Consider the following 24,136-nt stretch of genomic DNA (forward strand, 5'->3'; position numbering starts at 1 on the left):
CACTGTCGGGGCATCACTACTTGGTTGTCGAGGATTTGCATGACGAGTTTCAAGGCCTTCACGGGCCGCGTGTTGCCGCTCCGGCTGGCCGCCACGGTCGCGGTGCTCGCCGCCGCAGGGTCGATCGGTACCGCAGGGTCGATCGGTACCGCCGCGGCCGACCAACCGACACCGTCCCCGGGCAAAACGCTTGTGGTGCTGGGTGATTCGTTCGCCGCGAACCCGCCGTGCGACGGGGTGCTGGTGAAGTGCGACGGCAACAACGACACCTCCGCGCACGAATGCCTGCACCGCGACACCTCCTGGCCCGTCCAGTTGAGCGCGCTCATGGGTGTCGCGGGCACCGCCGACTTCGAGAACGCCACCTGCACCAACGCCTCCATCGACAGCGGCCCGGTGACCTCGACCGGCCAGCAGGTCCCCGGCCGCGACGGATACACCCTGGCGCAGTTGGCCATCAAGGCCGCCGGGAACGGCGCCTTCGGCCCACGCACGCAGGTGGTGGCCATCCAGCTGGGCGCCAATGACGAGTGGCCGCGCGACTCGGCCACCACCGCCGACGCTCCCGCCCAGCTGACCTGCGCGTTCAACCTCGCCGACGGCTGCGACACCGATGCGGTGACCCAGGGCCGCTGGCCCGACCTGAACGCGGTCACCGGGGCCGCCTACGCCGACCGCATTCGCAAGGTCGTGGACTACGTGAAGTACTACGCCCCGAACGCCAGGATCGAACTCGTCGGCTATCCCGAACTGGCACCGGAGAATTCGTCGGTCTGGTGCCTCGACGTGCTGGGCGTGTTCCGCTACGTCCAGCCGCGAGCCCGGGCCATCAACGAGTTCTGGAATCGCGTCGACAATGCCGAACGAGAAGCGGCACAGCTGCTCTCGATCGATTTCGTCGACGCGCGCCCCGTCACCGCGGGCCACGGCCTTTGCGCCGCCGACCCCTGGCTACTGGCCGTCCTGGACCCCAAAGTGGGCCTGGTCGGTCTGCCCTTCCATCCGACTCCGCGCGGCGATACCGCCGTCGCCGCCGAGGTCTACAGCCACACCGTCCAGCCGCGCTGAACCGCGCGTCGTGATCGACATCAGTTCGCGCACGGCCAAATAGGAGAGCAGGCCGATCGGGGAGAGCAGGATGGTGACGAACAGGATCGGCGAGACGAGCAGTGGCGAGACGGACCGGGCCCGGCTGTCGAGGTAGATCCAGCGGCCGATGAACAGGTCGAAGGCGATCAGGTGGGCCCAGATCGCGGCCGCGCCCCAGTCGTCGCCGAGGATTTCGCGCAGGGTCGCCAGATCGGGGCGGAGCATGGCGGCGAAGAACTGCGGGAAGTGCGGGAGCATGAGCGCCAGATAGACCAGCAGCGGGGGCAGCACGATCCAGGGCGACGCGACCAGGCGGCGGGTCCACACCCGGTGCGGGGCAAGGATCATGGCGGCCCAGAACGGGGCGGCGAGCCAGAAGACGAGGGAGAACAGGGTGGTGGTCATCGGCGCGCCACCACCCAGGTGACCGCACCGGCGCTCGCCGCGGCGACCGCCGCGAGGGACACCAGCGTCAGGGCTTGGGGATGCACCACCGATTCACCGCGCAGCGCCTGCCAGGTGACCACCCCGAGCAAGGCCGTGTAGGCCGCGGTGGCGATGGTGACCAGGGTGGCTCGGGTCGAGCCGTCCCGCAGCACCCCGACCCGGCTCGAGAGCAGCTCGAGCGCGATCACCACCAGTGGAATCAGCTGCAGCGCATGGATTCCCACGAAGTGCGGAATCCGCAGGTCCCCGCCCACCGTGCTCCACCCGAGCAGCGGCAATCCCGGGCCGCCATCGGGTAGGCCCACGGTGTGCGCGCCGGAAATGGTGCGCGGCAGGTCGTGTTGGCCCGTCTTGGGCCCGACCATGAGGAATCCCAACGCCATCCCGAGCAGCGAGAGCAGGCTGCCGTATCGAATGCCGAGGCTGCGCGCCCGATCCGGCCCGGGATTGCGGAACAGCACCGCGCTGATCACCGCGGTGGCCACCCAGACGACCGCGATCGACGCGCCCATGGTGTACCAGAGTGCGCTGTTCAGCGGCGAACTCACGTTGAAGTGACTGGTCGTCCCCCGCGCCACCTGCACCACGATGACGACCATCTCCACGGCCAGCAGTGCGGCGGCCACGGTCCCGGCCCGCTCGGCCAGCCGCCGCCCCTTGGACAGCTGCGGGATGAGCCAGGCCCAGGTGATCGCGTAAATCAGTACCGACAGGGCGAATTTGGCGGGTTTGTCCCACGCCGGGAGGCCGGTGATGACCCGATGGTCGATCACCATTCCCCCGGCGGCGAACAGCACCAGCGCGAACATCGCGACCGCCAGCCACACCAGCGGCGGATGCCAACGCTCTCGAACGGAAACAGGCGAGACAGCAACAACACTCATACTGGATAGCGTAACTATCCGATAGTGTCACTGTCTATAAATCGAACGCCTATGAATGCGGCGGAAACTGCCCGTCGGCCGTGACCTTGGTGCCATTCAAGGTGAACGTCACCACGCTCGGCCCACCCTGCGGGCAGCACATGGGCTCGTCGCCCTTGATCCAGTGATAGGTCAGCGTCAGGCTCGTCCGGGTATGCCCGGTGATCTTCGTGTACATGTAGGGATCCGAGGTCGCCGTGCCCAGATAGGTCCCATTGGTGAAGAACAGCATGTGCGTGTACGGGTGATTCAAGGTCGAGGCCACCTCCATCCACGACAGCACGCCGTCGCAGCCCGCCGAGAGCTGATCATCACTGGCCTGCCCCACCTGCCACTTGCCCCCCGGCGGCGGCGACAGCCGGGCCATGGCCTGCTTAGCGAGATCGGAATTCACGTCGAAGCACAGCCCGTGCCCACTGCCCGCCGGTGCCGCGGGCTGCTGTGCGGCAACGGGTTCCGTCGTCGAACCCCCCGACGTTGACCCGCCCCCACATCCGCCGACGGCGAGCACCACGCCCGCCGCCAGTGCCGCCACCGCCATTGACCTGGCCTTCATGAATCCCCTCCGGTCTCGCTTCACGACATGATGATCGGGCTCGCGGGAAATCGCGTTATCCCCCGCTGCGAACCCGACGAGGTGCGCGTTGGAAATGTAGCGGAATGCGAGAATGCGTTATGAGCATCAAGATCGATGGCCTGGATTCCGCGCTGCTGGCGGAGTTGGCGGCCGATCCGCGCGCGCCGATCCTGGAGTTGGCGCAGCGGCTGGGGATCGCACGGAACACGGTGCAGGCCAGGATGAAACGGCTCGAGGCGTCGGGCGTGGTACGGGGCTATCCGCCGGATGTGGATCTGGAGGCCATCGGGTTCGCGGTGCACGCGTTCCTCGGGATCGAGCTGAATCAGAACAAGATGAACGACATCGTCGAGGCGCTGCGGGAGTTCCCGAACGTGCTCGAGGTGCACGCGACGACCGGGCGCGGGGATCTGCTGGTGCGGATTGCCGCGCGGTCGCAGCCGGATCTGCTGGCGATCATTCAGCGCGTGCACTCCATCCCGGGGGTCAAGCACACCGAAACCATGCTCGCCCTGGCGACTCCGGTCGAGTACCGCTCGCTCCCGCTCGTCGAGCATTTGACACGTCATTCGGTCAGCGAATGAGCGCCTGAGCAAAATGATGCGCGCGTCACAGTGTTCCAGATCACCTTTGAGCAATCTGATCAACTTTTCGCGCCTAAGTTGACACACATCACACATCACGGCAGATTTCGCTGCACCGATCGCTTGATCCCTTCCTATGCAGCTCACGAGGCTGTGGAGAGTGTGGTGACTGTCAATGACCGACGTTGCCTGGGCGCCTGTCCGGCAGGCCGAACCAGCTACCCCCTACGACCTCGCCGATCGCTACCGATCCGGTGCGGGTCCGGTGCTTCTCACCGGTGTGCAGGCCATTGCCAGACTGTTGGTCGAGCAGCACGTGCGCGATATGCGCGCCGGGCATCGGGTCGCGACCTTCGTCTCCGGCTATCAGGGCAGCCCGCTGGGCGGCGTCGACAAGATGTTGCTGGGCATGCCGAATGTGCTGTCCGAGCACGACATCACCTTCGTTCCGGGTTTCAACGAGGAGCTGGCGGCCACCTCGGTGTGGGGCAGTCAGGCCGATCTGCCCGCGGGCACGGCGACCCACGATGGCGTGGTCGGCGTCTGGTACGGCAAGGGGCCGGGCGTGGACCGGGCCACCGATGCCATTCGGCACGCCAATATGTACGGGGTGAATCCGCGGGGCGGCGTGCTGCTGCTGGTGGGTGACGATCCGGCCTCCAAGTCCTCGACCGTGCCCGCGGTGAGCGAACGGTCGCTGGCGGCCATGGGCGTGCCGGTGCTGTTCCCGCGCAATGCCCGCGAGATCATCACCATGGGCATGCAGGGTGTGGCACTGTCGCGGGCCTCGGGCTGCATTGTGGCCATGAAGATCGTGGCCGATGTCGCCGACGGCGCGTGGACCGTGGACTCCTCGGTCGCGGAGCTCCCTATCGAGGTGCCCGAGATCCAGTGGGAGGGCAAGACTTTCACCTATCGGCAGCGGCCGATGGCGGCTCCCGCCGACAGCGTGCTCGCCGAGGCGGACCTGTACGGGCCGCGCTGGGCCACGGTGCGGGCCTTCGGGGCGGCCAACGATCTCGATGTCATCGAGGTGGATCCGGTCGCCGCGCGCATCGGAATCGCCGCCACCGGCACCACTTTCGACGCGGTCCGGCAGGCGCTGGTGGATCTCGGCGTGGACGAGGCGGCCATGCACCGCGCCGGAATCCGGCTGCTGCGCATCGGCATGCCGTATCCCGTTGGGGCGCAGAAGGTCATGGAGTTCGCGCACGGGCTCGAGCAGATCATCGTGGTCGAGGACAAGACCGCGTTCATCGAGACCCAGATCCGGGAGATCCTGTACGGCACGGCGGATGCCCCGCGCATCATCGGCAAGCTGGACGCCCAGGGTATGCCGCTCATGCCGTTCGACGGTGAGCTCACCGCGGGTCGCCTGCTGGCTCCGCTGCGGCGGGTACTGCGCGATCACGTCGAGCTGAAAAAGGCTCCGCCGCCCGCGCTTTCGCTGGAGGTGCTGTCGGCCAAACGCACCCCGTACTTCTGCAGCGGCTGCCCGCACAATCGCTCCACCGCGATTCCGGAGGGATCGATCGGCGGCGGCGGTATCGGCTGCCACACGCTGGTGACGCTGTCGGGCCGCAAGGACAGCGCGGTGACCGGGCTGACCCAGATGGGTGGTGAGGGCAGCCAGTGGATCGGGCAGGCGCCGTTCACCGATGTGCCGCACCTGTTCCAGAACATTGGCGACGGCACGTTCTTCCACTCCGGGCAGCTGGCGGTGCAGGCGTGCGTGGCGGCCGGGGTGAACATCACCTACAAGCTGCTCTACAACGAGGTCGTCGCCATGACCGGCGCGCAGGACGTCGAGGGCGGGCTCACGGTCGCGAAGCTGACCCACAAGCTGACCACCGAGGGCGTCAAGCAGATCATCATCTGCGCCGATGATCCCAAGCGGCACAACAAGAAGCAGCTCGCCAAGGGCACGCTGCTGTGGCATCGCGATCGGCTCGACGAGGCACAGCGGATGCTGCGGGAGATCAAGGGCGTGACCGTGCTGATCTACGACCAGCACTGCGCCGCCGACGCGCGTCGCCAGCGCAAGCGGGGGACGCTGCCGGTGCGCAATACCCGCGTGGTGATCAATGAGGCGGTGTGCGAGGGGTGCGGCGACTGCGGCACCAAGTCGAACTGTCTGTCGGTGCAGCCGGTGGAGACGGAGTTCGGGCGCAAGACGCGCATCGATCAGACCTCGTGCAATACCGACTACAGCTGCCTGGACGGGGATTGCCCGTCGTTCGTGACCGTGGAGCTGAACCCGGACGCCAAGGGGCGCAAGGCCACCAAGCGCACGAGCGTCGAGCCGCCCGCCGTGGCCGATCCGGGGCTGAGTGCTCCGCTGGGGACGCAGAACGTGCTCATCGCGGGCATCGGCGGTACCGGCATCGTGACGGTGAACCAGGTGCTGGCCACCGCGGCGCTGCGGGCCGGGTACGCGGTCGAGAGCCTCGACCAGATCGGGCTGAGCCAGAAGGCCGGGCCGGTGCTGTCGCACTTGCGGTTCTCCGCAACGGAATTGGAGCCGTCCAACCGGCTCACACCGGGCAGCGCGGACTGCATCATGGCCATCGATCTGCTGGGGGCCGCCGATCCCAAGAATCTGCAGTACGGCAACCCGGAGAGCACCGTCGTGGTCGCTTCGACCAGCCAGACGCCGACCGGGGACATGGTCTACGACAAGTCGGTGCAGTATCCCGAGACCCAGCCGCTGCTGGATCGCCTTGCGGGCGTGTCGGATTCGCTGTTCCACTTCGATGCGCTCGCGGCCGCGCAGCAGCTGTTCGGGAATACCGCCGCCGCCAATTTCCTCATGGTCGGCGCGGCCTTCCAGACCGGTGGGCTGCGGCTGCCCGCGGCGGCCATCGAAGAGGCGATCACCATCAACGGTGTCGCGGTGGCGGCCAATATCGCGGCCTTCCGCTGGGGCCGGGTGGCCATTGCCGATCCGGATGCCTTCGCCGTGGCGACCGAACCGGCCTCGGCTCGGCGGGCCAAGCGCGCGGTACCCGCGGAACTGTTGGCGGGCACCGACTTCGACGGTGAGGTTCGCCGGTTGGTCGAGCTGCGCGCCGCCGAACTGATCGACTTCCAGAACGCGAAGGTCGCGCGCCGCTACATCGAGACCGTGCAGGCCGCCTGGACGGCCGAGCGGGCGGTCACCGACCGCACCGAGTTCAGCGAGGCGGTCGCGCGCGGGCTGTACAAGTTCACCGCCTACAAGGACGAGTACGAGGTCGCGCGGCTGCTGGTGGATCCCGACTTCCTGGCCGATGTGCGGGCCCAGGTCCCCGGCGGCGAGAAGCTCACCTACAAGCTGCATCCCCCGATGCTGCGGGCCATGGGTCGCAAGAAGAAGATCGGCCTGACTCCCAAAACCCATGTGGCCCTGAAGGTGCTCGCCAAGGGCAAGGCGCTGCGCGGCACGAAGCTGGACCCGTTCGGCTACGCGCACGTCCGCAAGGTGGAGCGGGAGCTGCTGTCCCACTACACCCAAATGGTCCACCGCCTCGCCGCCGGACTCACCGACCAGACCTACGCCACGGCCGCCGAGGCCGCCGGTCTGCCCGACCTGGTCCGCGGCTACGAGGACGTCAAGCTCGGCAATGTCGAGCTCTACCGAGCGCGCCTGCGCGAACTCGGCCTCGACTGAGCGGTAATCGCCCACCCCAAATTCCACACCACTCCAACGCGCCACGGCGGCACCGAATCCGCGCCGCCGTACCGCGATGGTCCGTGCCGTGCCATCGGCACACCCCCGGCCGCCCACCACGCGGCCACCACACAGCCGCCACAAGCGGCGTCCACGAAAGGAATCGATTGTGACCGCAATGCACACCGACACAGGGGTTTTCGGCCGCTCGCACGAGCTCAGTGGCCGACGCCACGAGCAGGTGGTGTTCTGCGAGGACGACAAGAGCGGGCTCAAGGCGATCATCGCCATTCACTCGACCACGCTGGGTCCGGCGCTGGGCGGGACGCGGATGTACCCGTACGCCTCGGAGTCCGACGCGCTGGACGATGTGCTGCGCCTGTCGTGGGGCATGACCTACAAGGCGGCGGCCGCGGGCTGCGATCTGGGTGGCGGCAAGGCCGTCATCATCGGCGATCCGGCGGTGGACAAGAGCGAGGAGCTCTTCGCGGCGTACGCGCGATTCGTGGAATCCCTTGGCGGCCGGTACATCACGGCGGGTGATGTCGGCACCAACACCGACGATCTGGACACCATCGGCCGCTACACCGGTTTCGTGACCGGCCGCAGCAAGGCCGCGGGCGGCTCCGGTGACAGCGCCCGGCTGACCGCGCTGGGTGTCTTCAACGCCATGCGCGCGGGTGCCGAATCCGTCTGGGGCGCACCGACCCTGGCCGGTCGCACGGTCGGTGTCGAGGGCGTCGGCAAGGTCGGCAGCGAACTCATCGCGCTGCTGCTCGCCGACGGCGCGGAGGTCTGCGCCACCGACGTGAATCAGGCGGCGCTGGACCGCCTTTCGAAGACTCATCCCTCGGTTCGACTGTTGAGCAGTGTCTCCACCGCTCCGGTCGACGTCTACGCCCCCTGCGCCCTCGGCGGCACGCTCACCGCGTCCAGCGCCGAGGCCATCGAGGCGAAACTCGTCTGCGGCGCCGCCAACAACCAGTTGGCCACGCCCGCGGTGGAATACGCCCTGAACGAGCGCGGCATCACCTGGGTCCCGGACTTCGTGGCCAATGCCGGTGGGCTCATTCAGGTGGCCGGTGAGCTGCGCAAGGCGGCATCGGCCGAGGTCGAAGACGCGGTGAGGGGCATCTTCGACCGTTGCCGCGACATCATCGCGGAAAGTAAGGCCGAGGGAATCGGCACCGGTGCGGCGGCGAACAGGTTCGCGGAGCGGCGTCTGGACGCCATTCCGCGGGCCCTCTGAACCGCGCCTTGGTTTCAAGGAGGAGACGACAAGTGGCGTTCGCGAGCGGAATGTTCCGCACCAAGTCGGTCGAGCAATCGATCAGGGATACCGATGAACCGGATTCCAAGCTACGCAAGGATCTCACGGCGCGGGATCTGACCATCTTCGGTGTCGCGGTGGTGATCGGGGCGGGCATCTTCACGCTCACCGCCCGGACCGCGGGCACGGTCGCGGGGCCCTCGGTCTCGCTGGCCTTCGTCTTCGCGGCCATCGCCTGCGGGTTGACGGCGTTGTGCTACGCCGAATTCGCCTCGACGGTGCCGGTGGCGGGCAGTGCGTACACCTTCGCGTACGCCACTTTCGGCGAGGTCATCGCCTGGATCATCGGGTGGGACCTGATTCTCGAGTTCGCGCTTGCCGTCTCAGTGGTCGCCAAGGGGTGGTCGCAGTATCTCGGCGAGGTACTCGGGCATGTGGTGAATCCGGTCGCGCACGTCGGGTCGGTCTCCTTCGACTGGGGCGCGGTGTTGATCATCGCGATCGTCGGCGTGCTGCTGGCCACGGGCACCAAGCTGTCCTCGCGGGTCTCGGCGGTCGCGGTCGCCATCAAGCTGGCCGTGATCGCGCTGGTGCTGGTGGTCGGCGCGACCTACTTCAAGGCCTCCAACCTGAGCCCCTACATTCCGCCGTCGCAGCCCTCGGCGCAGGCGGGCGGCGCGCATCAGTCGCTGTTCTCCTTCCTGACCGGTTCCGGCGGAACGAATTTCGGGTGGTACGGGCTGCTGGCCGCGGCCTCGCTGGTGTTCTTCGCCTTCGTCGGATTCGACGTGGTCGCCACCACCGCGGAGGAGACCCGCAATCCGCAGCGTGATGTGCCGCGCGGCATCTTCGGGTCGCTGGCCATTGTGACCGTGCTCTATGTCGCGGTGTCGCTGGTGCTGACCGGCATGGTGCCCTACACCGAGCTCGCCAGCGGAAACGCCACCCTGGCAACGGCTTTCGCGCTGCACGGGGCGACCTGGGTGAAGAACATCATCTCCATCGGGGCGCTGGCCGGGCTCTCGACCGTGGTCATGGTGATGTTCCTGGGCCAGACCCGCGTGCTGTTCGCCATGGCGCGCGACGGGCTGCTCCCGCGCGGCCTCGCCCACACCGGCAAGCACGGGACGCCGGTCCGGCTGACCGTCATCGTCGGCGTCGTGTGCGCGCTGCTGGCCGGATTCGTGGACTTCGGCACCCTCGAAGAAATGGTCAATATCGGCACGCTGGTGGCGTTCGTCCTTGTCTCCCTGGGCGTTCCGATCCTGCGCCGCACCCGACCGGACCTGAAGCGCGGCTTCCGCGTCCCGTTCGTTCCGGTGATTCCGATCCTCGCGGCCCTGGCCTGCCTGTGGCTCATGCTGAACCTGTCCATCGAAACCTGGCTGCGGTTCGTCATCTGGATGGCGATCGGCATCGTGATCTACTTCGGTTACAGCCGTCGGCATTCGGTGCTGGGCGCGCTGTCACGGAACCATCCAGGACAGCACGACGGTGGACTGCAGGTACACCAGCAGGCACATGCCGAGCAGGAACAGCACGCTCCAACCCAGCACGCGGCGGAAGATGTCGCCCTCACGGCCGTGCAGGCCGACGGCGGCCGCCGCGATGGCCAAGTTCTGCGGTGAGATCATCTTGCCCAGCACGCCGCCGGAACTGTTGGACGCGGCCATCAGGGTCTGCGAGAGTCCGGCCTTTCCGGCGGCGGTCACCTGCAGGGCGCCGAACAGCGAGTTCGACGAGGTGTCCGAGCCGGTGACGGCGGTGCCCAGCCAACCCAGCAGTGGGGACAGCAGGGCGAACAACCCGCCCGCCGCGGCCATCCAGGTGCCCAGCGTGATGGTCTGGCCCGAGGCGTTCATGACATACGCCAGGGCCAGCACCGTCATCACGGTGAGAATGGCCCAGCGCAATTGGAACAGCGTCGCGCCGTAGGCCTTCAGCGCCTTGGGAATCGAGATACCCAATACCGCCATCGTGACCACGCCCGCCACCAGCATCTGGGTGCCGGGCGTGGTCGCGATATTGAGGGTGAAGGTCACCGAGCCGACCTTGCCGCCCTTGGCGTTCAGCAGATGCAGTCCGGGCCAGGCGAATTGGTGGGTGGCGCGGTTGAGCCAGGATTTGATGGGGCCGATCTGGCCGAGCACGAAGACGGCGATGATGATCAGGTACGGGGCGTAGGCGCGGGCGATCTCGCGGGGCGGGTCGTGAGGTAGGTCGCGGGTCTCCTCCGGAGCCTCACCGGACCGTTCGTCTCCCGGTGCACCCGACATGACCGGCGTCACAACCGCTTCCGTGTAGACCCGGGCGGGCCGCCAGAAGCGAACCAGCGCCATGACGGCGGCGGCCGAGACCAGCGCCGCCACCACGTCGGCCAGCGGCACCGAGATGAAGTTCGACGTCACGTACTGGGCCACGGCGAAAGATGCTCCACAGACTACGATCGCGGGCCAGGTCTCGCGAATTCCGTTCTTGCGGTCCACGATCAGCACCAGCACCAGCGGAACGAACAGCGCCAGAATGGGAGTCTGACGGCCCACCATCGCGCCGAGGGTGTCCGAGGAATGCCCGGTGACCGAGCCCAGCGTGATGATGGGCGTGGCCATCGCGCCGAAGGCGACCGGCGCGGTATTCGCCGCCAGCGCCAGCACCGCCGCCTTCAAGGGCGCGAATCCCAGGGCGATGAGCATGACCGCGGTCACCGCGACCGGTGTCCCGAATCCGGCCAGCGCCTCCATCAGCGCGCCGAAGCAGAAGGCGATGAGCATGGCTTGAATGCGCTGGTCGTCGCTGACGCTCGCGAACGAGCGCCGCAGCACGTCGAAATGGCCTGTCGCGACGGTCATGTTGTAGACCCAGATGGCATTGATGACGATCCACAGGATCGGGAAGAACCCGAAGGCTGCCCCCTCCGATCCGGCCAGCACGGCCTGCCCGACCGGCATGCCGTAGGCCCAGACCGCGACGATCAGGGCGACCGCGAGCGCCACCAGGGCGGCGATCCACGCGGCCCACCGCAGCACGCCCAGGAGGACGAACAAGGTCAGTAGGGGCAGGGCCGCGACGAGCGAACTCCACGCGAGGGAATGGGCGACCGGATCGAGAATCTGCTGATACATGGCAACCTCCGACATAATGGTCGGTCGGAACACAGCGGCCCACAGGCGATTCCCGATAGGTTGGCGGGGTCGGCGTGCCATCCACGGTTTGGCAAATACTCAGCGATAGCGTGCGGGGTATGGCACACAGCCGAACGCCGGGGCCCATCGAGCACGTCGTAGTGATGGTGCAGGAGAATCACACCACCGACAATTACTTGCGGTCCGCGGCGGCCTACGGCGCGAACGTTGCCACGGGTTGGCCGACCGCGGCGAATCCACCCGCATCGGATCAACCGCATGATCGCGCCACCTGGGTTCGATGGTTGGAGCGGAAGATCACCGGGGCGCATGTGCAATTCGATACCGCCGCGGTGATGCCGTTCTACGCGTGGCTGGCGGCGAGCGGGGCGCTGCTGGAAAACCACTGCAGTGGGTTCGGAACCAATTCCACGCCGAACCATCTGTTGATCGTCGGTGGGCAGACGCCGACGTTGAAGAATCCGTCTCGGAAAGGGCCGCAACCGGTTTGGGATATGCCGAGCCTGCCCGGCCACGCCGGAGATCACGGGTTCTCCTGGCGCGCCTACACCGGAAGTTCGGGTTACCCCGTCGAGTTCTACCGCCAGCTGCAGGGCTCGCCGAATATCGTCCGCAGCGATCAACTCGCCGCCGACGCCGCCGCGGGCGCGCTTCCGGCGCTCTCGATGCTCTGGCACGATTCGCCCCGCGACGAGCATCCGGCCGCCGACGTCACCCTCGGCCACAACGCCATCTGGCAGACGGTCAGCGCGATTGTGGCCGCAGGACTGTGGAATTCGACCGTCTTCCTGCTCACCTGGGACGACTGGGGCGGCTACGACGATCACGTCGTCCCGCCCCACATCGAATCCGACCTATCCGGCCATCAGCTCGCCTACGGCTCCCGCCTACCGCTACTCATGTTCGGCGGCCGCGTGCGCCCCGGCATCGACCACCGCTGGTGCGGCCACACCAGCATCACCAAAACCGTTCTCCAACTACTGGGTTTGCCACCCCTGGGCGTACCCCGCGTGGACAACGACCCAGGCCTCGCCGACCTGGTCGACCAACGCCCAGATGCCCCGCTCCCCCTGATGCCCGCCCCACCCGCATTCGGCACAACCATCCTCCAACCACCCCCGCCCCACCCCACCCCAACCCCCACACCGCCACCGCCCCCACCGGTCACCACCCCCAACCCCGTCGGCCCCATCCTCCTACGCGACGGCACCACCCTCCCACCCCCGAACGATGTCGTGATCAAGTGACGCTCACCCGCTCGCACACCGATTCGGCGGTCGGGACATTCGTCCGTATCCATCGAGGTCAGCGGTTTCTAAAGTCGAGTTGGTGAATACCGTTCCCGACACCATCGCCGACACCGTCGAGCAGGCCGTGCACAAGGCCGAGGAGTTGCGGAGTCCGGGACGTTTTCTGGTGTCGGCCATGCTCGCCGGTGTCTACATCGCCGTCGGCGAGGTGCTCCTGCTCGTCGCCATCTCACCGTTCGTGGCCGAGCACTCCCCCGCCGTGAAACTCCTCGAGGGCGCGGTCTTCCCCATCGCCTTGACCCTGGTGATGTTCGCCGGAGCCCAACTTTTCACCTCGACGGTGATGATCATGCTCGTCGGCGTCCTGTCCGGCCGCACCGGTGTGAAACCCATGCTCGCCGCCTGGGCGGCCACCCTGATCGGCAACTTCCTCGGCACCCTGCTCTTCGCCGCCATGACCCACGCCTCCGGCGTCATGTCCTCCCCCACCGCCAAATCCATGCTCGCCGAACTCCTTTCGGCGAAGAACGCCCTGCACGGCGGCCAACTCTTCTGGCGCGCGGTCCTCTGCAACCTGCTCGTCTGCCTGGCGGTCTGGATGTTCACCCGAGTCCGCACCCCCGGAGCCAAACTAGCCCTCCTCTGGCTCCCCGTCCTGGTCTTCGTCGCCGTCGGCTTCGAACACTGCATAGCCAACATGTCCCTCTACACCCTCGGAATCCTCGAAGGCCAAACCACTTTCCCCGCCCTCCTCCACAACCTCCTCTACACAATCCCCGGCAACATCCTCGGCGGCGGCTTCCTCGTAGGCGCCACCTACTGGTACACCTCCGCCTCCCACCGCCCATCCGCGACGGAGTCAGGTGAGGTGATGAAGAGCTCGGTCGAGGCGGGGTAGGGCTCGGGTCCAGCTGCGTTCCACGGCATTGCGGGCCATTTTGTGGCGGCGGTGGGTGATGTCGAAACCTGTTTGGGTTACCAGGAATCGGGTGCCGCGGCCTTGCGGGTGAATCGCGTACCCACCGATGCGGCAAATCCCTTCGGGCGCAACAGCCATCGCGCGAGGAGGTCCGGGTCGGTCAGGAAGTGCCAGACCGTGGCGGGAGGTTGGGGGAGGAAGGTGCCGAGTTCGACGGTGGCGGGGTCTCTGCCCGCGTCGGCTATCACTTACTCGGTCCCGGTGGGGGCCTCGCCGTTGGGGTCGGTGAATTTCGCTTCCAACTCAGCGGCGAGGTCGGGCTTGTCGGCGCTCATCTTCTGAACGTAGGCGACCGCGTCGCCTACGGTGCGTAGGCTCGCCAGGTCCTCGTCGGGCACCTTCACCTTGTAGGTGTCCTCGAGTTGGACGGCGATTTCGACCAGGGACAGGGAGTCGATGTCGAGGTCGGTGACGAAGGACTTTTCGATGGTGACTTCCGAGGGGTCGATGCCGGTCACCTCCTCGATGATCGATGCGATACCGGCGACGATTTCGTCTTGCGTGGCAACCATGGTTCTGCCTTTCTCGTTGGTGCCCAGCACGCTAGGAGCTCCACCCGGGTGGAGGTTCAAGCGGCTGTGATGGACGGCACACTGCGGATCCGCTTGTGTCGTACGGCGTCTAGGGCGTCGGACGTGGGCTGATACGTTGCCCTGGTGACCCGAGTCGACGTAACTGCAGCCAATGAGCCCGCGACGGCCGATGCGGCCGCTCTGCCCGCGTACTACGTTTCGCGGGGCCTGGGAGAGGACGGCTACGAGCGCTATTCGGCGAGCGAGTCGACCGTGAGCGTGTGGGCGGCAACCATGCAGCACGGCGCGCCTCCGTCGGCACTGCTGGCCCGGGCCGTGGAGCGGTGCGCACCGCGCGAGGGGACGCGGGTGGCGCGGTTCACGATGGAGATCCTGGGGCCGGTACCGGTGGGTGAGATCGGCGTGCGGGCCTGGGTGGAACGGCCGGGCAAGCGGGTCGAACTGGTGGCCGCGGAATTGGTTGCGCCGCAACCCGACGGCAGCGGCCGAGTGGTGGCCAAGGCGTCGGCCTGGCGGATCGCCACCTCCGACAGCTCGTCGGTGACCCACTACGCGGATCCGGCCCTACCCGCCCTGCCCGAATCCGCGGAGATCGGCTGGGGCGTACCGGACGGCTGGGATGTGGGCTACGTCCGCTCGGTCGAGATCCGGGCCGTCGAGAGCGACGCGATCACCCGCCGGGTCTGGGTCCGCCCCCTGGTCGAGGTGGTCGAGAGCGAGCCCATCTCCCCCCTGGTCCGAGTCTTCTCGGTCGCCGACGTCGCCAACGGTGTTGGCGCACAACTGGACCCGTCCCACTGGACCTTCCTCAACACCGACCTGACCATCGACCTGTACCGCCTCCCCCTCGGCGAATGGATCGGCCTCGCGGTCGAAACCACCATCGGCCCGGACGGCATCGGCCTGTGCTCCACCGTCCTCCACGACGAACAGGGACCAATCGGCCGCTGCATGCAGATTCTCGAGGTGCGAGCGCGCGCCTGAGCCCTCGACATCACGGATCGGCAATGCCTTGCGAGCGATCGAAAACGGTGAACGTAGCCGCGAACCGGCGCTTGCGTGACTCATTTTGAACGATTCTGTGTCACACTGAGTTTCGTGTCTTGTCCGTTTTGTCGCAGCACTGTGCCTCCTTGGGAGTCGACGCGGTGCGTGCTGGTGCGGACGACTTTCCTCGGTGACTGGTCGATAGGCGATGGCGCCCGAAGGCGGGCGATGGATTGAACCCACGACAGGTCGTTTCATCGGGCCGCTGATCCCGATCGACCGGCAGCTTCCGCTGACCCTCGGTAGCCGGATACCCCGGCCACCGGGTCATGCGTAATGCCAAGCGACGCACGACAAATCGCTTGGAATCTGTATCGAGTGGAAGAGAAGGCAAAAGTCATGGTCTCTCACGAGAATGTGGACAGGTTCGCGGACCTCTTGTTCGGTGACCGTCGTGCCGCCGCGCAGCGCTACAACCGGCTGTTCAGCGAGGAAGGATTCGACCAGGACTGGTGGGCGGCGACCAAAGACCCGGGCGCCCGTGCCTACGAGCGATACCTGCGATTGTTGCCGAGTTTGTCGGCGGTGGAGACGGTGTCGGATCTGCGCGAGTGCCTGACCTTGCACGAGCAGTCCACCGTCGTGGATCCGCACCTGGGTGCCCTGCTGACCGTGCAGGTGAATCTGGTGTTGGGCACCTTGCTCGAACAGCATTCGCGCACAGGCGAAGTGGAGAGGGCGCTGACCGAGCTGCTGGCCGGGCGCGCGGTCGGTGCGTATGTGCTCACCGAGGTCGGCCACGGTAGCGATCTGAACAATCTCGAGACGACCGCGGTGTACGACCCGGCCGACGGCGGCGGCTTCGTGCTGAACACCCCGACCGACGCGGCGATCAAGTTCATGCCCACCACCGCCGCACCGCCGGTAGCGGGCATCGCGCGGTTCGGAATCGTGTTCGCACGGTTGGTCATCGGCGACACGGCGCACGGTGTGTACCCGTTCCTGGTGTGGATGTGCGATGCCGACGGCCAGCTGTGCCCCGGTCTGACGATCCGCCGTATGCCCGAGAAGCCCGGGCTGGGAATGGACAACGCCATGACCCGCTTCGACAATGTCCGGGTCTCGCGCGAATGCTTGTTGTCGCACACCGGAACCCGCGTCGAGGCCGACGGTGAGCTGGTTTCGCCGATCCCGCGCGACAACCAGGTGTGGCGTGCCATCAGCCGGGTGCGGGTGGGCCGCCTGTGCATTTCGGGGATGGCCGCGGCGGTATCGCGGGCCGCGGTGTCGATCGCCGTACGCCAGTCCACGCAACGCGATATCGCGAGCATGGCGGGCGGACGCGTGCCGCTGTCGCAGGTGCCAGCACACTATGCGCCCTTGGTGGAAGCGGTGGTCGACACCTATCTCGCCACTTCCGCGGTCGAGATCGCCGTCGACGGTTTCGCCGCCGTCATCGACGCCGGAGACGACGAGCAGAGTCCGGAACTGACCGACCTGGTGTCGCTGACCAAATACTTCGCCACCTCCACCGCGATGCGCGTGTGCGGCGAGGTCCGCGACCGGCTCGGCGCCCAGGGCGTGTTCGCCCACAACAAGATCGTGGAGTATCGGGCCCTGCGCGATGCCGCCGCCACGGCCGAGGGCGACAGCTACGTGATAGCCCTCCTGGCGGGCTACCGCAGATTGTTCGGTCCCGATGAGTGGACCCAGGAGAATTGGGACGAGCTCGAGCCCTGCGATCTGGACACCCCGGAGAGCTGGGTGAGGTGGTTGGGCGCCCGCGCCGCCTTCCTGCAGCACCGCACGCTCGAGGCCTACGCGAACACCAGCGGCGACCGACAGACACGGTGGGACGCGGTCTATGACCTGGCGCTGGCCGCCGCCGATGCGCACACCGCGCATCGGGCCGCGGTCCGGCTGGCCGAGCGTGCCGTCGACCTGCCATCGGATGCCCGGCGGGTGATGGAAAACGTGCTCACCCTCTTCGCCGTGCGGCAGTGCCTGGCCCACAGCGCGGACCTGCTACCCGACGGCCCTCTGCCCAAGACACGAGAGTCATTGCGGGACATGCGGGTCCAGTTGCATCGGATGCTGGCCCCGCTCCTGACCGAGTTGGTCGCGGCGTTCGAACTCGAAACCGGTTCGCTGCGCACCGTGTACGACTCGAACAGCTACATCGAGCAGTGCGCGAACGCGCTGCGGGTCGGCTGACACCCGACCGCGCACGACCGGGAACATGCTCGGGATGCCGTCGGCGCGGCATCCCGAGACGTGGTCAGAACCTGGTGCGGACGGGCGGGAAAACCACCGGCAGGCTCGCCAGCGAGCGGTGGAAAGGACCTGGCCGCCAGTGGAGTTGGTCGGCGGGGCAGGCCAGCCGCAGTTCGGGCAGCCGGTCGAAGAGCTGATCGATGGCGGTCTGCGCGACCAAGTACGCGACATCTTGGGCCGGGCAGGCGTGCGGGCCGGTGCCCCAGCCGAGATGCGCGCTGTTCCCGGTGTAGGGGCCCACGATCTCGGGGTCGTTGTTGCAGGCCGCCAGGCTGGTGACCACCGGCTGATTCGCGGGCAGCCACATCGAGTCCACCATGACCGGCTGGGGCGGGTAGGTGATGGAGAAGTTCGCCAGCGGCGGGTCGGTGAACAGCAACTCCGACAACGCATCCCGCGTGGTCAGCGCGGCCACGCCGGAGTACCGTTCGTCGGTCAGCATCAGCAACAGCGTGTTGGCGATCAGGTTGGTCAGCGGCTCGATACCGGCGCCGTAGATCGTCACCAGCTGGTGCACCAACTCCTCATCGGTCAGTTCCACCGAGTGCTCCAGCAGCCGGGTTGTGACGTCCGCGCCCGGCTCCTGCCGCTTGAGGTTCACCAGGTCGCCGAGCGCGGCCACGAACAGCGCGTTGCCCTCCTCGGCCGAGTTGCCCTCGAACATCATCGCCATGCCCCGCGCGACCTGCTGACCGATATCGGCCGGGCACCCGACCATGGTGTTGAGGTAGGCGAACGTGACCGGGAAGGCGTACTGGCTGATCAGATCGGCCTCGCCATCCCCGCAGAACGTGTTGACCTGACCGACCACGATCTCTTCGATGACCCGATCGACCTCGTAAAGATTGATCCCGTCGATACTGTCGACACTGGCCTTGCGATAGCGGGCGTGCTCGGCGCCCGCGCTACGCAACGCGTTCGGCCGGTACTGCAGCATCGGCAGAATCGGGCAGTCGGCCGGAATGTCCTGCTCCCAAACGCGGGGATCGGCCCGGAAACGCTCGGCATCATTGTTGATCGCGACCGCGGTCCGGTAGCCGATCACCAGGGTGGCCGCGATGCCCGGCGAAAGCTCCACCGGGACAACAGAACCGAACTTCTCGCGCATCGCGGCGTAGAAGGAGTGCGGGTTGGCGGCGAATTCCGGTGCGTACAGCGGCACCGGGATTCGATCGAGGATGTCGGGACCGGAATCCCCACCAGGCTGCATGCCGCCAGATCATACCCACAACCGCGGTTGGCGGCCCCCGCGAGATTCGATGCCGCGCACGACCATTCCGCTGCGCGGTGCGCGGCGCACAGCCGATTGCTACGTTGTGAGGGCTTTGCAGGCGTGGGGAACAAGGAATGAACACCCGTGGATACCGACTATTGGTGGGATGAGGAGTCACCGGCGGAGTCCGAGACTCCCGCCGAGCGCAGGGACCACTGGCGCGATTATCTGCAGCGTCGACAAGGCAGCGTCGGCCTGGCTTTCAGCGCACGAGAGGCCGGTCGCGACTTCGGTTGGAAGACGCTCGCCCAGGCAGTCGGCGACCTGCAACTCGTGCGGTTCTCTTCCGGCTCAGTGCATTACCGCCGCACGGCCCGCGATACCAAGAGCGACGGCGACGACGGCTATCGCATCATGGTGCCGGTCCGCGGCGAGTTCAAGCTGGGCCAGGGCGATCAAGCCGAGATTCTCGGACCCGGGACCGTCGCCTTTTTCCGCTGGGATTTGCCCTTGGTCATGCGACAGGATGAGCCGCTGGAATCGTTGATCATGACCGTGCCAAGGCACTTGGTCAATGGCGACCTTGCCGACAATGCCCCTCTCGCATTGGATCCCAACCGCCCATTGCTCCGGATGCTGGTGCACCAGATCCATCAACTTCACGCCAACCACGCCCTGTGGAACGCGCACGACTTCCGTGTCGCGTATCGCAGCACGCTCACCCTGCTCGATGGGCTGCTCGATCGCCCCGAGACCCTTCCCGGTCACGGGTACGCGTTGATCGCAGCCCGAGCCAGGGAGGCGATGGAAGGCCTCGCCGACGACCTCGAATTGACCCCGGACGCGGTTGCCCGGATATGTGGAGTCTCGAGAAAAACGCTCTACAACGCCCTGACGAAAACTCACGGTGTCACCCCCGCCGCGCTACTGCGAGATGTCCGTCTCGGGCGGGCGCGTGAGCGACTGTCCCACCCCGGGGCCATCTCGATGGTCCGGATTGCCGAGGCGGCGGGATACTCGACGGTCCGCGGATTCACCTTGGCGTTTCAGCGTCGGTTCGAGCTGAGCCCGCAGCAGATGCGCGAGCGGCTGCTCGGATAACGCACTCTTGTTGCCAAAAAAAGTCACCACCTTGCCAGAAATGTCCGGGATTTCCCGGTTAGCGTCGTGATGCCCACCGAGGCGGCACCCAACCGGCACCACCGCCGTTGCCGCCCGCGAAAGGGGCTGAAAAGAAATCGGGATCGAGCGAGGTTCAATCGATTCCGGCGGCGGGGAACGCGGGGGGCAATGGAGCTCCCCGCGTCGCCCAAGGAGTCGGCACGGACGTAGCGGAACCTTCGCTGAGCCCGGCGATAAGGAAAGCTATATCGTCGGGGGATGGATCCGCTGCGTCAGTTGCGTTACTTCATCGCCGTGGCCGAAGAGTTGCACTTCGGGCGGGCGGCGGAGCGGTTGCGGATTGCGCAGCCTGCGTTGAGTCAGCGGATTCGGAAGTTGGAGGGGGAGCTGGGGGCGCGACTGCTCGAGCGGGACTCTCGGCGGGTGGAGTTGACCGAGGCGGGGCAGATTCTGCTGGTGGAGGCGCGGGATTTGATCGCGCGGTGGGAGCGGGCGACGTCGTTGGTCGGGAAGGCGCATCGGGGGGAGATCGACGCGCTGCGGGTGGGGGTGCCGCCCGAGTTGGCGGGGCGGGTGCTCGCGGCGCTGGTGACCGCGTTCGAGAGCCGGGAGGTCCGGGTGGATCTGCAGGAGTTGACCACCGCGGAACAGGTGCGGCTGCTGGCGGATCGACAGTTGGACGCGGGGCTGCTGCAGTATCCGGTCGATGTGGTCGGGCTCGAGTCCGGTCCGGCGGTGGAGACCCCGCTCGGCGTGGTGCTGCCGCGCGACTCCCCCTTGGCCGCCCGCGCCACGCTGACCCTGGCCGATCTGGCGGGACACGGACTGGTGATCTTCCCGCGCGCCGCCGCACCCGGCCTCTACGACGCGACCCTGCGCACCTGTTGGGAGCACGGCTTCCGCCCCACCTCGGTGCAGCACGCCCGCAATCCCGAATTCGTGCTCGGCATGGTGCTTTCCGGGCGCGGCGTCGCCTTCGACCAGGGACTGGTCGCGCAGAAGGAGCCGCGCGTGGTGTGGCGGCCGCTGCCCGAAGGCACGCTGAGCTGGCGTCTGGCCCTGACCTGGCCCGCCGCCGCCCCGCATCCGCTGGTGCGCGAGCTCGCGGAACTCATCGTCACCGTGATGCAGGGCGATGGCGCGTCCCGACCGGCCCCGCCTCAACAGATGCCGCAGCGCCGACCCTGGGACGTGGTGGCGGGACGGTCGTGAGCGATGGATTCGACGGCCACGCGCGCCGCCTCGCCGATGGCCCGATCCACCGCGGGCTGCCGCCCGGCCAGCCGGTGTGACACCGTGAAAACCGCTACCGCGTAACGACTTCCGTCGGGATAGCCGACCACCCCGATCTCATTGCGAATGCCGGGCAGCGTCCCGGTCTTGGACCAGATGTCGGTGCCCGGCGGGAAGCCCGAGGGCAGCCGATGCCCGAACACCTGCTGCCGCATGAGATCTCGCACCCACCCGCAGGCCTCCGGCACCGCGGCCTCGTCACGCCCGATCATCAGCAGCAGCCGAGTCATCTCGCGCGGCGTACTCGCGGTGGTCCGCAGCGGATCCACGGCCCGCGACCCGAACACCTCCGCCGCACTCGATTCCGGATACCTGCGAGCGAATTCCTGCAGGTCACGCGCCCCGATATCCTCGGCCATGCTGTAGAGGATGTCCTTGAGCGACCCGAGCACGCGGGTCCGCGTGAGCCCGAGCTCGCGCACCAGCGAGCGCACGTTCTCCACCCCGACCCGATCGAACAGCAGATCCGCGGCGGTGTTGTCGCTCATGGTGAGCGCGAAATAGGCGGCGTCGCGCAGGCTGTACTCGACATCGTCGAGACATCCGGCGGTCCCCACGCCGCCGAGTCGATCCGCCGCCGTCGCCCGCACCCGATCGGTGGCGTCGAGCTGGCCCGCCGCCACCTGCCGCGCGAACTCCAGTACCAGCGGCACCTTCACCACCGAGGACAGCACCACCGGTTCGTCGGCACCCAGGCCGAATTCGCCGTCGCAGTCGAAGCAGCGGGCATGCACCCGTCCCTCGACACCGACCGTTCGGAAGATCTCGTCCACTCCCCCAGCATTCCGGGTGCTCGGATCCGGTCGTCAACCGCCCGCGACAGGCACCGAGAAAACCGTAATGAACAGGAACGATAATGATCCGATTATCGGTTTCCAGCCGTGTTGGTCTTGGACAGCCACCGCTCATCCGTGTTGGGGTGGCAGTCATGGCAGAGTTCAGCAGGAGGGCACTCACCGGTGTCTGCGCCGCGGCAATGCTCGTGACGGCGACGGCATGCTCATCGGATTCCACATCCGGACTGTCCAAGACCGTCGACGGCTTCGCGGACGCCCTGAACCGCGATGACGTGCCCGCCGCCGCACAGGCCACCAGCGATCCGGCCACGGCCGCCACCACGCTGGGCACGCTGTACGAGAACCTGGGCAAGCAGGTGCATTTCAGCGCCAGCAAGGTCGAGAAGAACGACAGCGGCGGCACTTTCACCCTCACTGCCACCTGGAAGCTGGGCAAAGACGGCAAGGACGAGTGGACCTACACGACAACGGGCCGGGCGAATCGGTCCGGGAGTGACTGGAAGATCGCGTGGGATCCCGCCACCGTCGCACCGGGATTGAACGTCGGACCCCTGTCGTATTCCGTCGACTACCCGGATCCGGCCAAGATCCTCGACAGCGCGGGCAGCCCGCTGCTCACCCAACAGGTGGTGACGCTGGTGAATGTCGCACCGGGCGCGGATCTCGCGGCCGTCGCGGCGGCCCTGCAGCCGGTCGCGCCGGATGTGACCGCGGCGAGCCTGCAATCCGACCTCGCCGCGGCCCAGGGTAAACCGATTACGGCGGTCACCCTGCGGGACTCCGACTACGCCACGGTCCAGGCAGCGCTCACCAACCTGCCGAATGTCACCCTGGCCCAGCAGACCCGCCTGCTGACCGTCGACAAATCCCTTGCCTCCCCGACCTTCTCGGGCCTGTCCGACCTCTGGCAGCAGCAGGCCGACGCGGCCGCGGGTTGGGCGGTCCGCGCCCAGGGCACCGATGGCACGCAGCGGGTCGGTGGCCCGAATCCCAAGCCGGTCACCGATATTCGCACCACCCTCGATATCGGCTTGCAGCGCGCCGCCGAGGCCGCCCTGACTCCCATCACGACCCCGGCGGCCATTGTCGCCCTGCAACCGTCGACCGGTGCCGTGCTGGCCATGGCCCAGAACGCCGCCGGTGACGCGCAGGGCCCGATCGGATTGACCGGCCTGTACCCGCCGGGTTCGACCTTCAAGACGGTCACCGTGTCCGCCGCCCTGCAGGCCGGTGAGGTCACCCCCGATTCCATGGTCGCCTGCCCCGGCAAGGAGAACATCGAGGGCCGAGAGATCCCCAACGACAACAACTTCGACCTCGGCCAGGTGCCGCTGCACACCGCCTTCGCCAAGTCCTGCAACACCACCATGGGCCGCCTGGCCGTCCAGCTCGCACCGGACGGACTGACCACCGCCGCCGCCCAGCTCGGGCTCGGCATCGACTACGTGACCCCCGGCCTGACCACCGTGACCGGCAAGGCGCCGACCGCCGACACCCCCGCGCTGCGCGTAGAAGAAGGCATCGGCCAGGGCAAGGTGACCGCCTCACCGTTTGGTATGGCGCTGGTGGCCGCCGCGCTCGCCCAGGGCGCGGTCAAGCCGCCCATGGTGGTGCAGGGACAGCCCGGCACCGCCGACAAGCAGCCGCCCGCGCTCCCGGCCGGTATCGCCGATCAGGTGAAATCCATGATGCGCGAAACGATTACGGGCGGCACCGCGACCGCGCTGCGCGATATTCCGGGCCTGCTCGGCAAGACCGGCACCGCCGAGTACATCGACGACAAGCACGCGCACGGCTGGTTCGTCGGCATCGACGGCGATCTGGCGTTCGCGGTATTCATCAGCGACGCGGGCAGTTCCGAACCGGCCGTGCAGGCCGCGGGCCGCATGCTGCGCGCTCAGCACTGATCCCACCGACCAATTTCACACGGCGCGAGCCGAATTCATTCAACGCACTCCACAGAGAGGCTTGTTTTGTCGACCCTGAAATACCGCGCCCTGGCGTCA

General features: G+C 67.3%; 19 protein-coding genes and 1 pseudogene. 12 read left to right on the top strand and 8 right to left on the bottom strand.

The features are described from left to right. The first annotated feature begins 39 nt into the window (after positions 1–39). Positions 40–1,068, top strand: a complete 1,029-nt coding sequence (locus VMT40_RS13590) for an SGNH/GDSL hydrolase family protein (protein ID WP_326358338.1) — start codon at positions 40–42, stop codon at positions 1,066–1,068. On the opposite strand, the gene VMT40_RS13595 is transcribed toward VMT40_RS13590, so the two are convergent. From VMT40_RS13595 to VMT40_RS13605, 3 genes are read right to left on the bottom strand one after another with little or no spacing between them, the layout of a single operon-like run. Then, on the bottom strand, positions 952–1,494 hold the full coding sequence (locus VMT40_RS13595) for an ABA4-like family protein (RefSeq protein WP_326358339.1): 543 nt from the start codon (positions 1,492–1,494) through the stop codon (positions 952–954). The genes VMT40_RS13590 and VMT40_RS13595 overlap by 117 nt on opposite strands. Continuing rightward, positions 1,491–2,420 (bottom strand): hypothetical protein, encoded by a 930-nt coding sequence (locus tag VMT40_RS13600; RefSeq protein ID WP_326358340.1) that lies wholly within the window; start codon positions 2,418–2,420, stop codon positions 1,491–1,493. The genes VMT40_RS13595 and VMT40_RS13600 overlap by 4 nt, the downstream gene beginning before the upstream one ends. 49 nt (positions 2,421–2,469) lie before the next feature. After that, positions 2,470–3,015 (bottom strand): LppP/LprE family lipoprotein, encoded by a 546-nt coding sequence (locus VMT40_RS13605; RefSeq protein WP_326358341.1) that lies wholly within the window; start codon positions 3,013–3,015, stop codon positions 2,470–2,472. A gap of 119 nt (positions 3,016–3,134) precedes the next feature. Here VMT40_RS13605 and VMT40_RS13610 point away from each other — a divergent pair, with 119 nt between their 5' ends. The 4 genes from VMT40_RS13610 to VMT40_RS13625 all read left to right on the top strand — a co-directional run bounded on the left by VMT40_RS13610 (position 3,135) and on the right by VMT40_RS13625 (position 10,167). Continuing rightward, positions 3,135–3,620, top strand: coding sequence for an Lrp/AsnC family transcriptional regulator (locus VMT40_RS13610; RefSeq protein ID WP_326358342.1), 486 nt, complete (start codon positions 3,135–3,137; stop codon positions 3,618–3,620). A gap of 175 nt (positions 3,621–3,795) precedes the next feature. Continuing rightward, on the top strand, positions 3,796–7,269 hold the full coding sequence (locus VMT40_RS13615; RefSeq protein ID WP_326358343.1) for an indolepyruvate ferredoxin oxidoreductase family protein: 3,474 nt from the start codon (positions 3,796–3,798) through the stop codon (positions 7,267–7,269). A gap of 178 nt (positions 7,270–7,447) precedes the next feature. Continuing rightward, entirely contained in the window at positions 7,448–8,518 is a 1,071-nt protein-coding gene (locus VMT40_RS13620; protein WP_326358610.1) for a Glu/Leu/Phe/Val family dehydrogenase, read from the top strand. 50 nt (positions 8,519–8,568) lie between these two features. Then, positions 8,569–10,167 carry an amino acid permease gene (locus VMT40_RS13625; protein WP_326358612.1) on the top strand — a complete coding sequence of 533 codons (1,599 nt, stop codon included), beginning with the start codon at positions 8,569–8,571 and terminating at the stop codon, positions 10,165–10,167. Here the strand turns inward: VMT40_RS13625 and VMT40_RS13630 are convergent. Continuing rightward, positions 10,099–11,742 (bottom strand): annotated as a pseudogene (locus VMT40_RS13630) (L-lactate permease); the annotation flags it as partial. The gene VMT40_RS13625 and the pseudogene VMT40_RS13630 sit on opposite strands and share 69 nt — an antisense overlap. 38 nt (positions 11,743–11,780) lie before the next feature. Between VMT40_RS13630 and VMT40_RS13635 the strand changes: the two are divergent. Together VMT40_RS13635 and VMT40_RS13640 are read left to right on the top strand one after the other, a co-directional pair. After that, positions 11,781–12,929, top strand: a complete 1,149-nt coding sequence (locus tag VMT40_RS13635) for an alkaline phosphatase family protein (protein WP_326358344.1) — start codon at positions 11,781–11,783, stop codon at positions 12,927–12,929. A gap of 82 nt (positions 12,930–13,011) precedes the next feature. Further along, complete coding sequence (locus tag VMT40_RS13640; protein WP_326358345.1) at positions 13,012–13,830, top strand: formate/nitrite transporter family protein; 819 nt, start codon at positions 13,012–13,014, stop codon at positions 13,828–13,830. A gap of 77 nt (positions 13,831–13,907) precedes the next feature. Here VMT40_RS13640 and VMT40_RS13645 read toward each other — a convergent pair whose 3' ends face one another. Together VMT40_RS13645 and acpM are read right to left on the bottom strand one after the other, a co-directional pair. Further along, a complete protein-coding gene (locus VMT40_RS13645; RefSeq protein WP_326358346.1) occupies positions 13,908–14,099 on the bottom strand; it encodes an SRPBCC family protein in 192 nt (63 codons plus the stop codon). Next, positions 14,100–14,423 (bottom strand): meromycolate extension acyl carrier protein AcpM, encoded by a 324-nt coding sequence (acpM, locus tag VMT40_RS13650; protein WP_326358347.1) that lies wholly within the window; start codon positions 14,421–14,423, stop codon positions 14,100–14,102. It abuts the gene before it with no gap. A 144-nt stretch (positions 14,424–14,567) separates the two neighbouring features. On the opposite strand from acpM, the gene VMT40_RS13655 reads away from it, so the two are divergent. Together VMT40_RS13655 and VMT40_RS13660 are read left to right on the top strand one after the other, a co-directional pair. After that, positions 14,568–15,428 (top strand): thioesterase family protein, encoded by an 861-nt coding sequence (locus VMT40_RS13655; protein WP_326358348.1) that lies wholly within the window; start codon positions 14,568–14,570, stop codon positions 15,426–15,428. Positions 15,429–15,830: 402 nt separating this feature from the next. Beyond that, positions 15,831–17,645: an acyl-CoA dehydrogenase family protein gene (locus VMT40_RS13660; protein ID WP_326358349.1), complete on the top strand. Its 1,815-nt coding sequence runs from the start codon at positions 15,831–15,833 to the stop codon at positions 17,643–17,645. 64 nt (positions 17,646–17,709) lie between these two features. Here the strand turns inward: VMT40_RS13660 and VMT40_RS13665 are convergent, their stop codons facing one another. Then, positions 17,710–18,915 (bottom strand): cytochrome P450, encoded by a 1,206-nt coding sequence (locus VMT40_RS13665; RefSeq protein WP_326358350.1) that lies wholly within the window; start codon positions 18,913–18,915, stop codon positions 17,710–17,712. A gap of 147 nt (positions 18,916–19,062) precedes the next feature. Here VMT40_RS13665 and VMT40_RS13670 point away from each other — a divergent pair, with 147 nt between their 5' ends. Further along, a complete protein-coding gene (locus VMT40_RS13670; RefSeq protein WP_326358351.1) occupies positions 19,063–20,019 on the top strand; it encodes an AraC family transcriptional regulator in 957 nt (318 codons plus the stop codon). A gap of 279 nt (positions 20,020–20,298) precedes the next feature. Further along, complete coding sequence (locus tag VMT40_RS13675) at positions 20,299–21,252, top strand: LysR family transcriptional regulator (protein ID WP_326358352.1); 954 nt, start codon at positions 20,299–20,301, stop codon at positions 21,250–21,252. On the opposite strand, the gene VMT40_RS13680 is transcribed toward VMT40_RS13675, so the two are convergent. Continuing rightward, entirely contained in the window at positions 21,201–22,106 is a 906-nt protein-coding gene (locus VMT40_RS13680) for a serine hydrolase (protein WP_326358353.1), read from the bottom strand. The two genes, VMT40_RS13675 and VMT40_RS13680, sit on opposite strands and share 52 nt — an antisense overlap. Positions 22,107–22,261: 155 nt before the next feature. Here VMT40_RS13680 and VMT40_RS13685 point away from each other — a divergent pair, with 155 nt between their 5' ends. After that, positions 22,262–24,037 (top strand): penicillin-binding transpeptidase domain-containing protein, encoded by a 1,776-nt coding sequence (locus tag VMT40_RS13685; protein ID WP_442789959.1) that lies wholly within the window; start codon positions 22,262–22,264, stop codon positions 24,035–24,037. The last annotated feature ends 99 nt before the right edge of the window (positions 24,038–24,136 follow it).

It is taken from the genome of Nocardia sp. CDC160, from assembly GCF_035818795.1.
In the GTDB taxonomy this organism is placed as follows: domain Bacteria; phylum Actinomycetota; class Actinomycetes; order Mycobacteriales; family Mycobacteriaceae; genus Nocardia.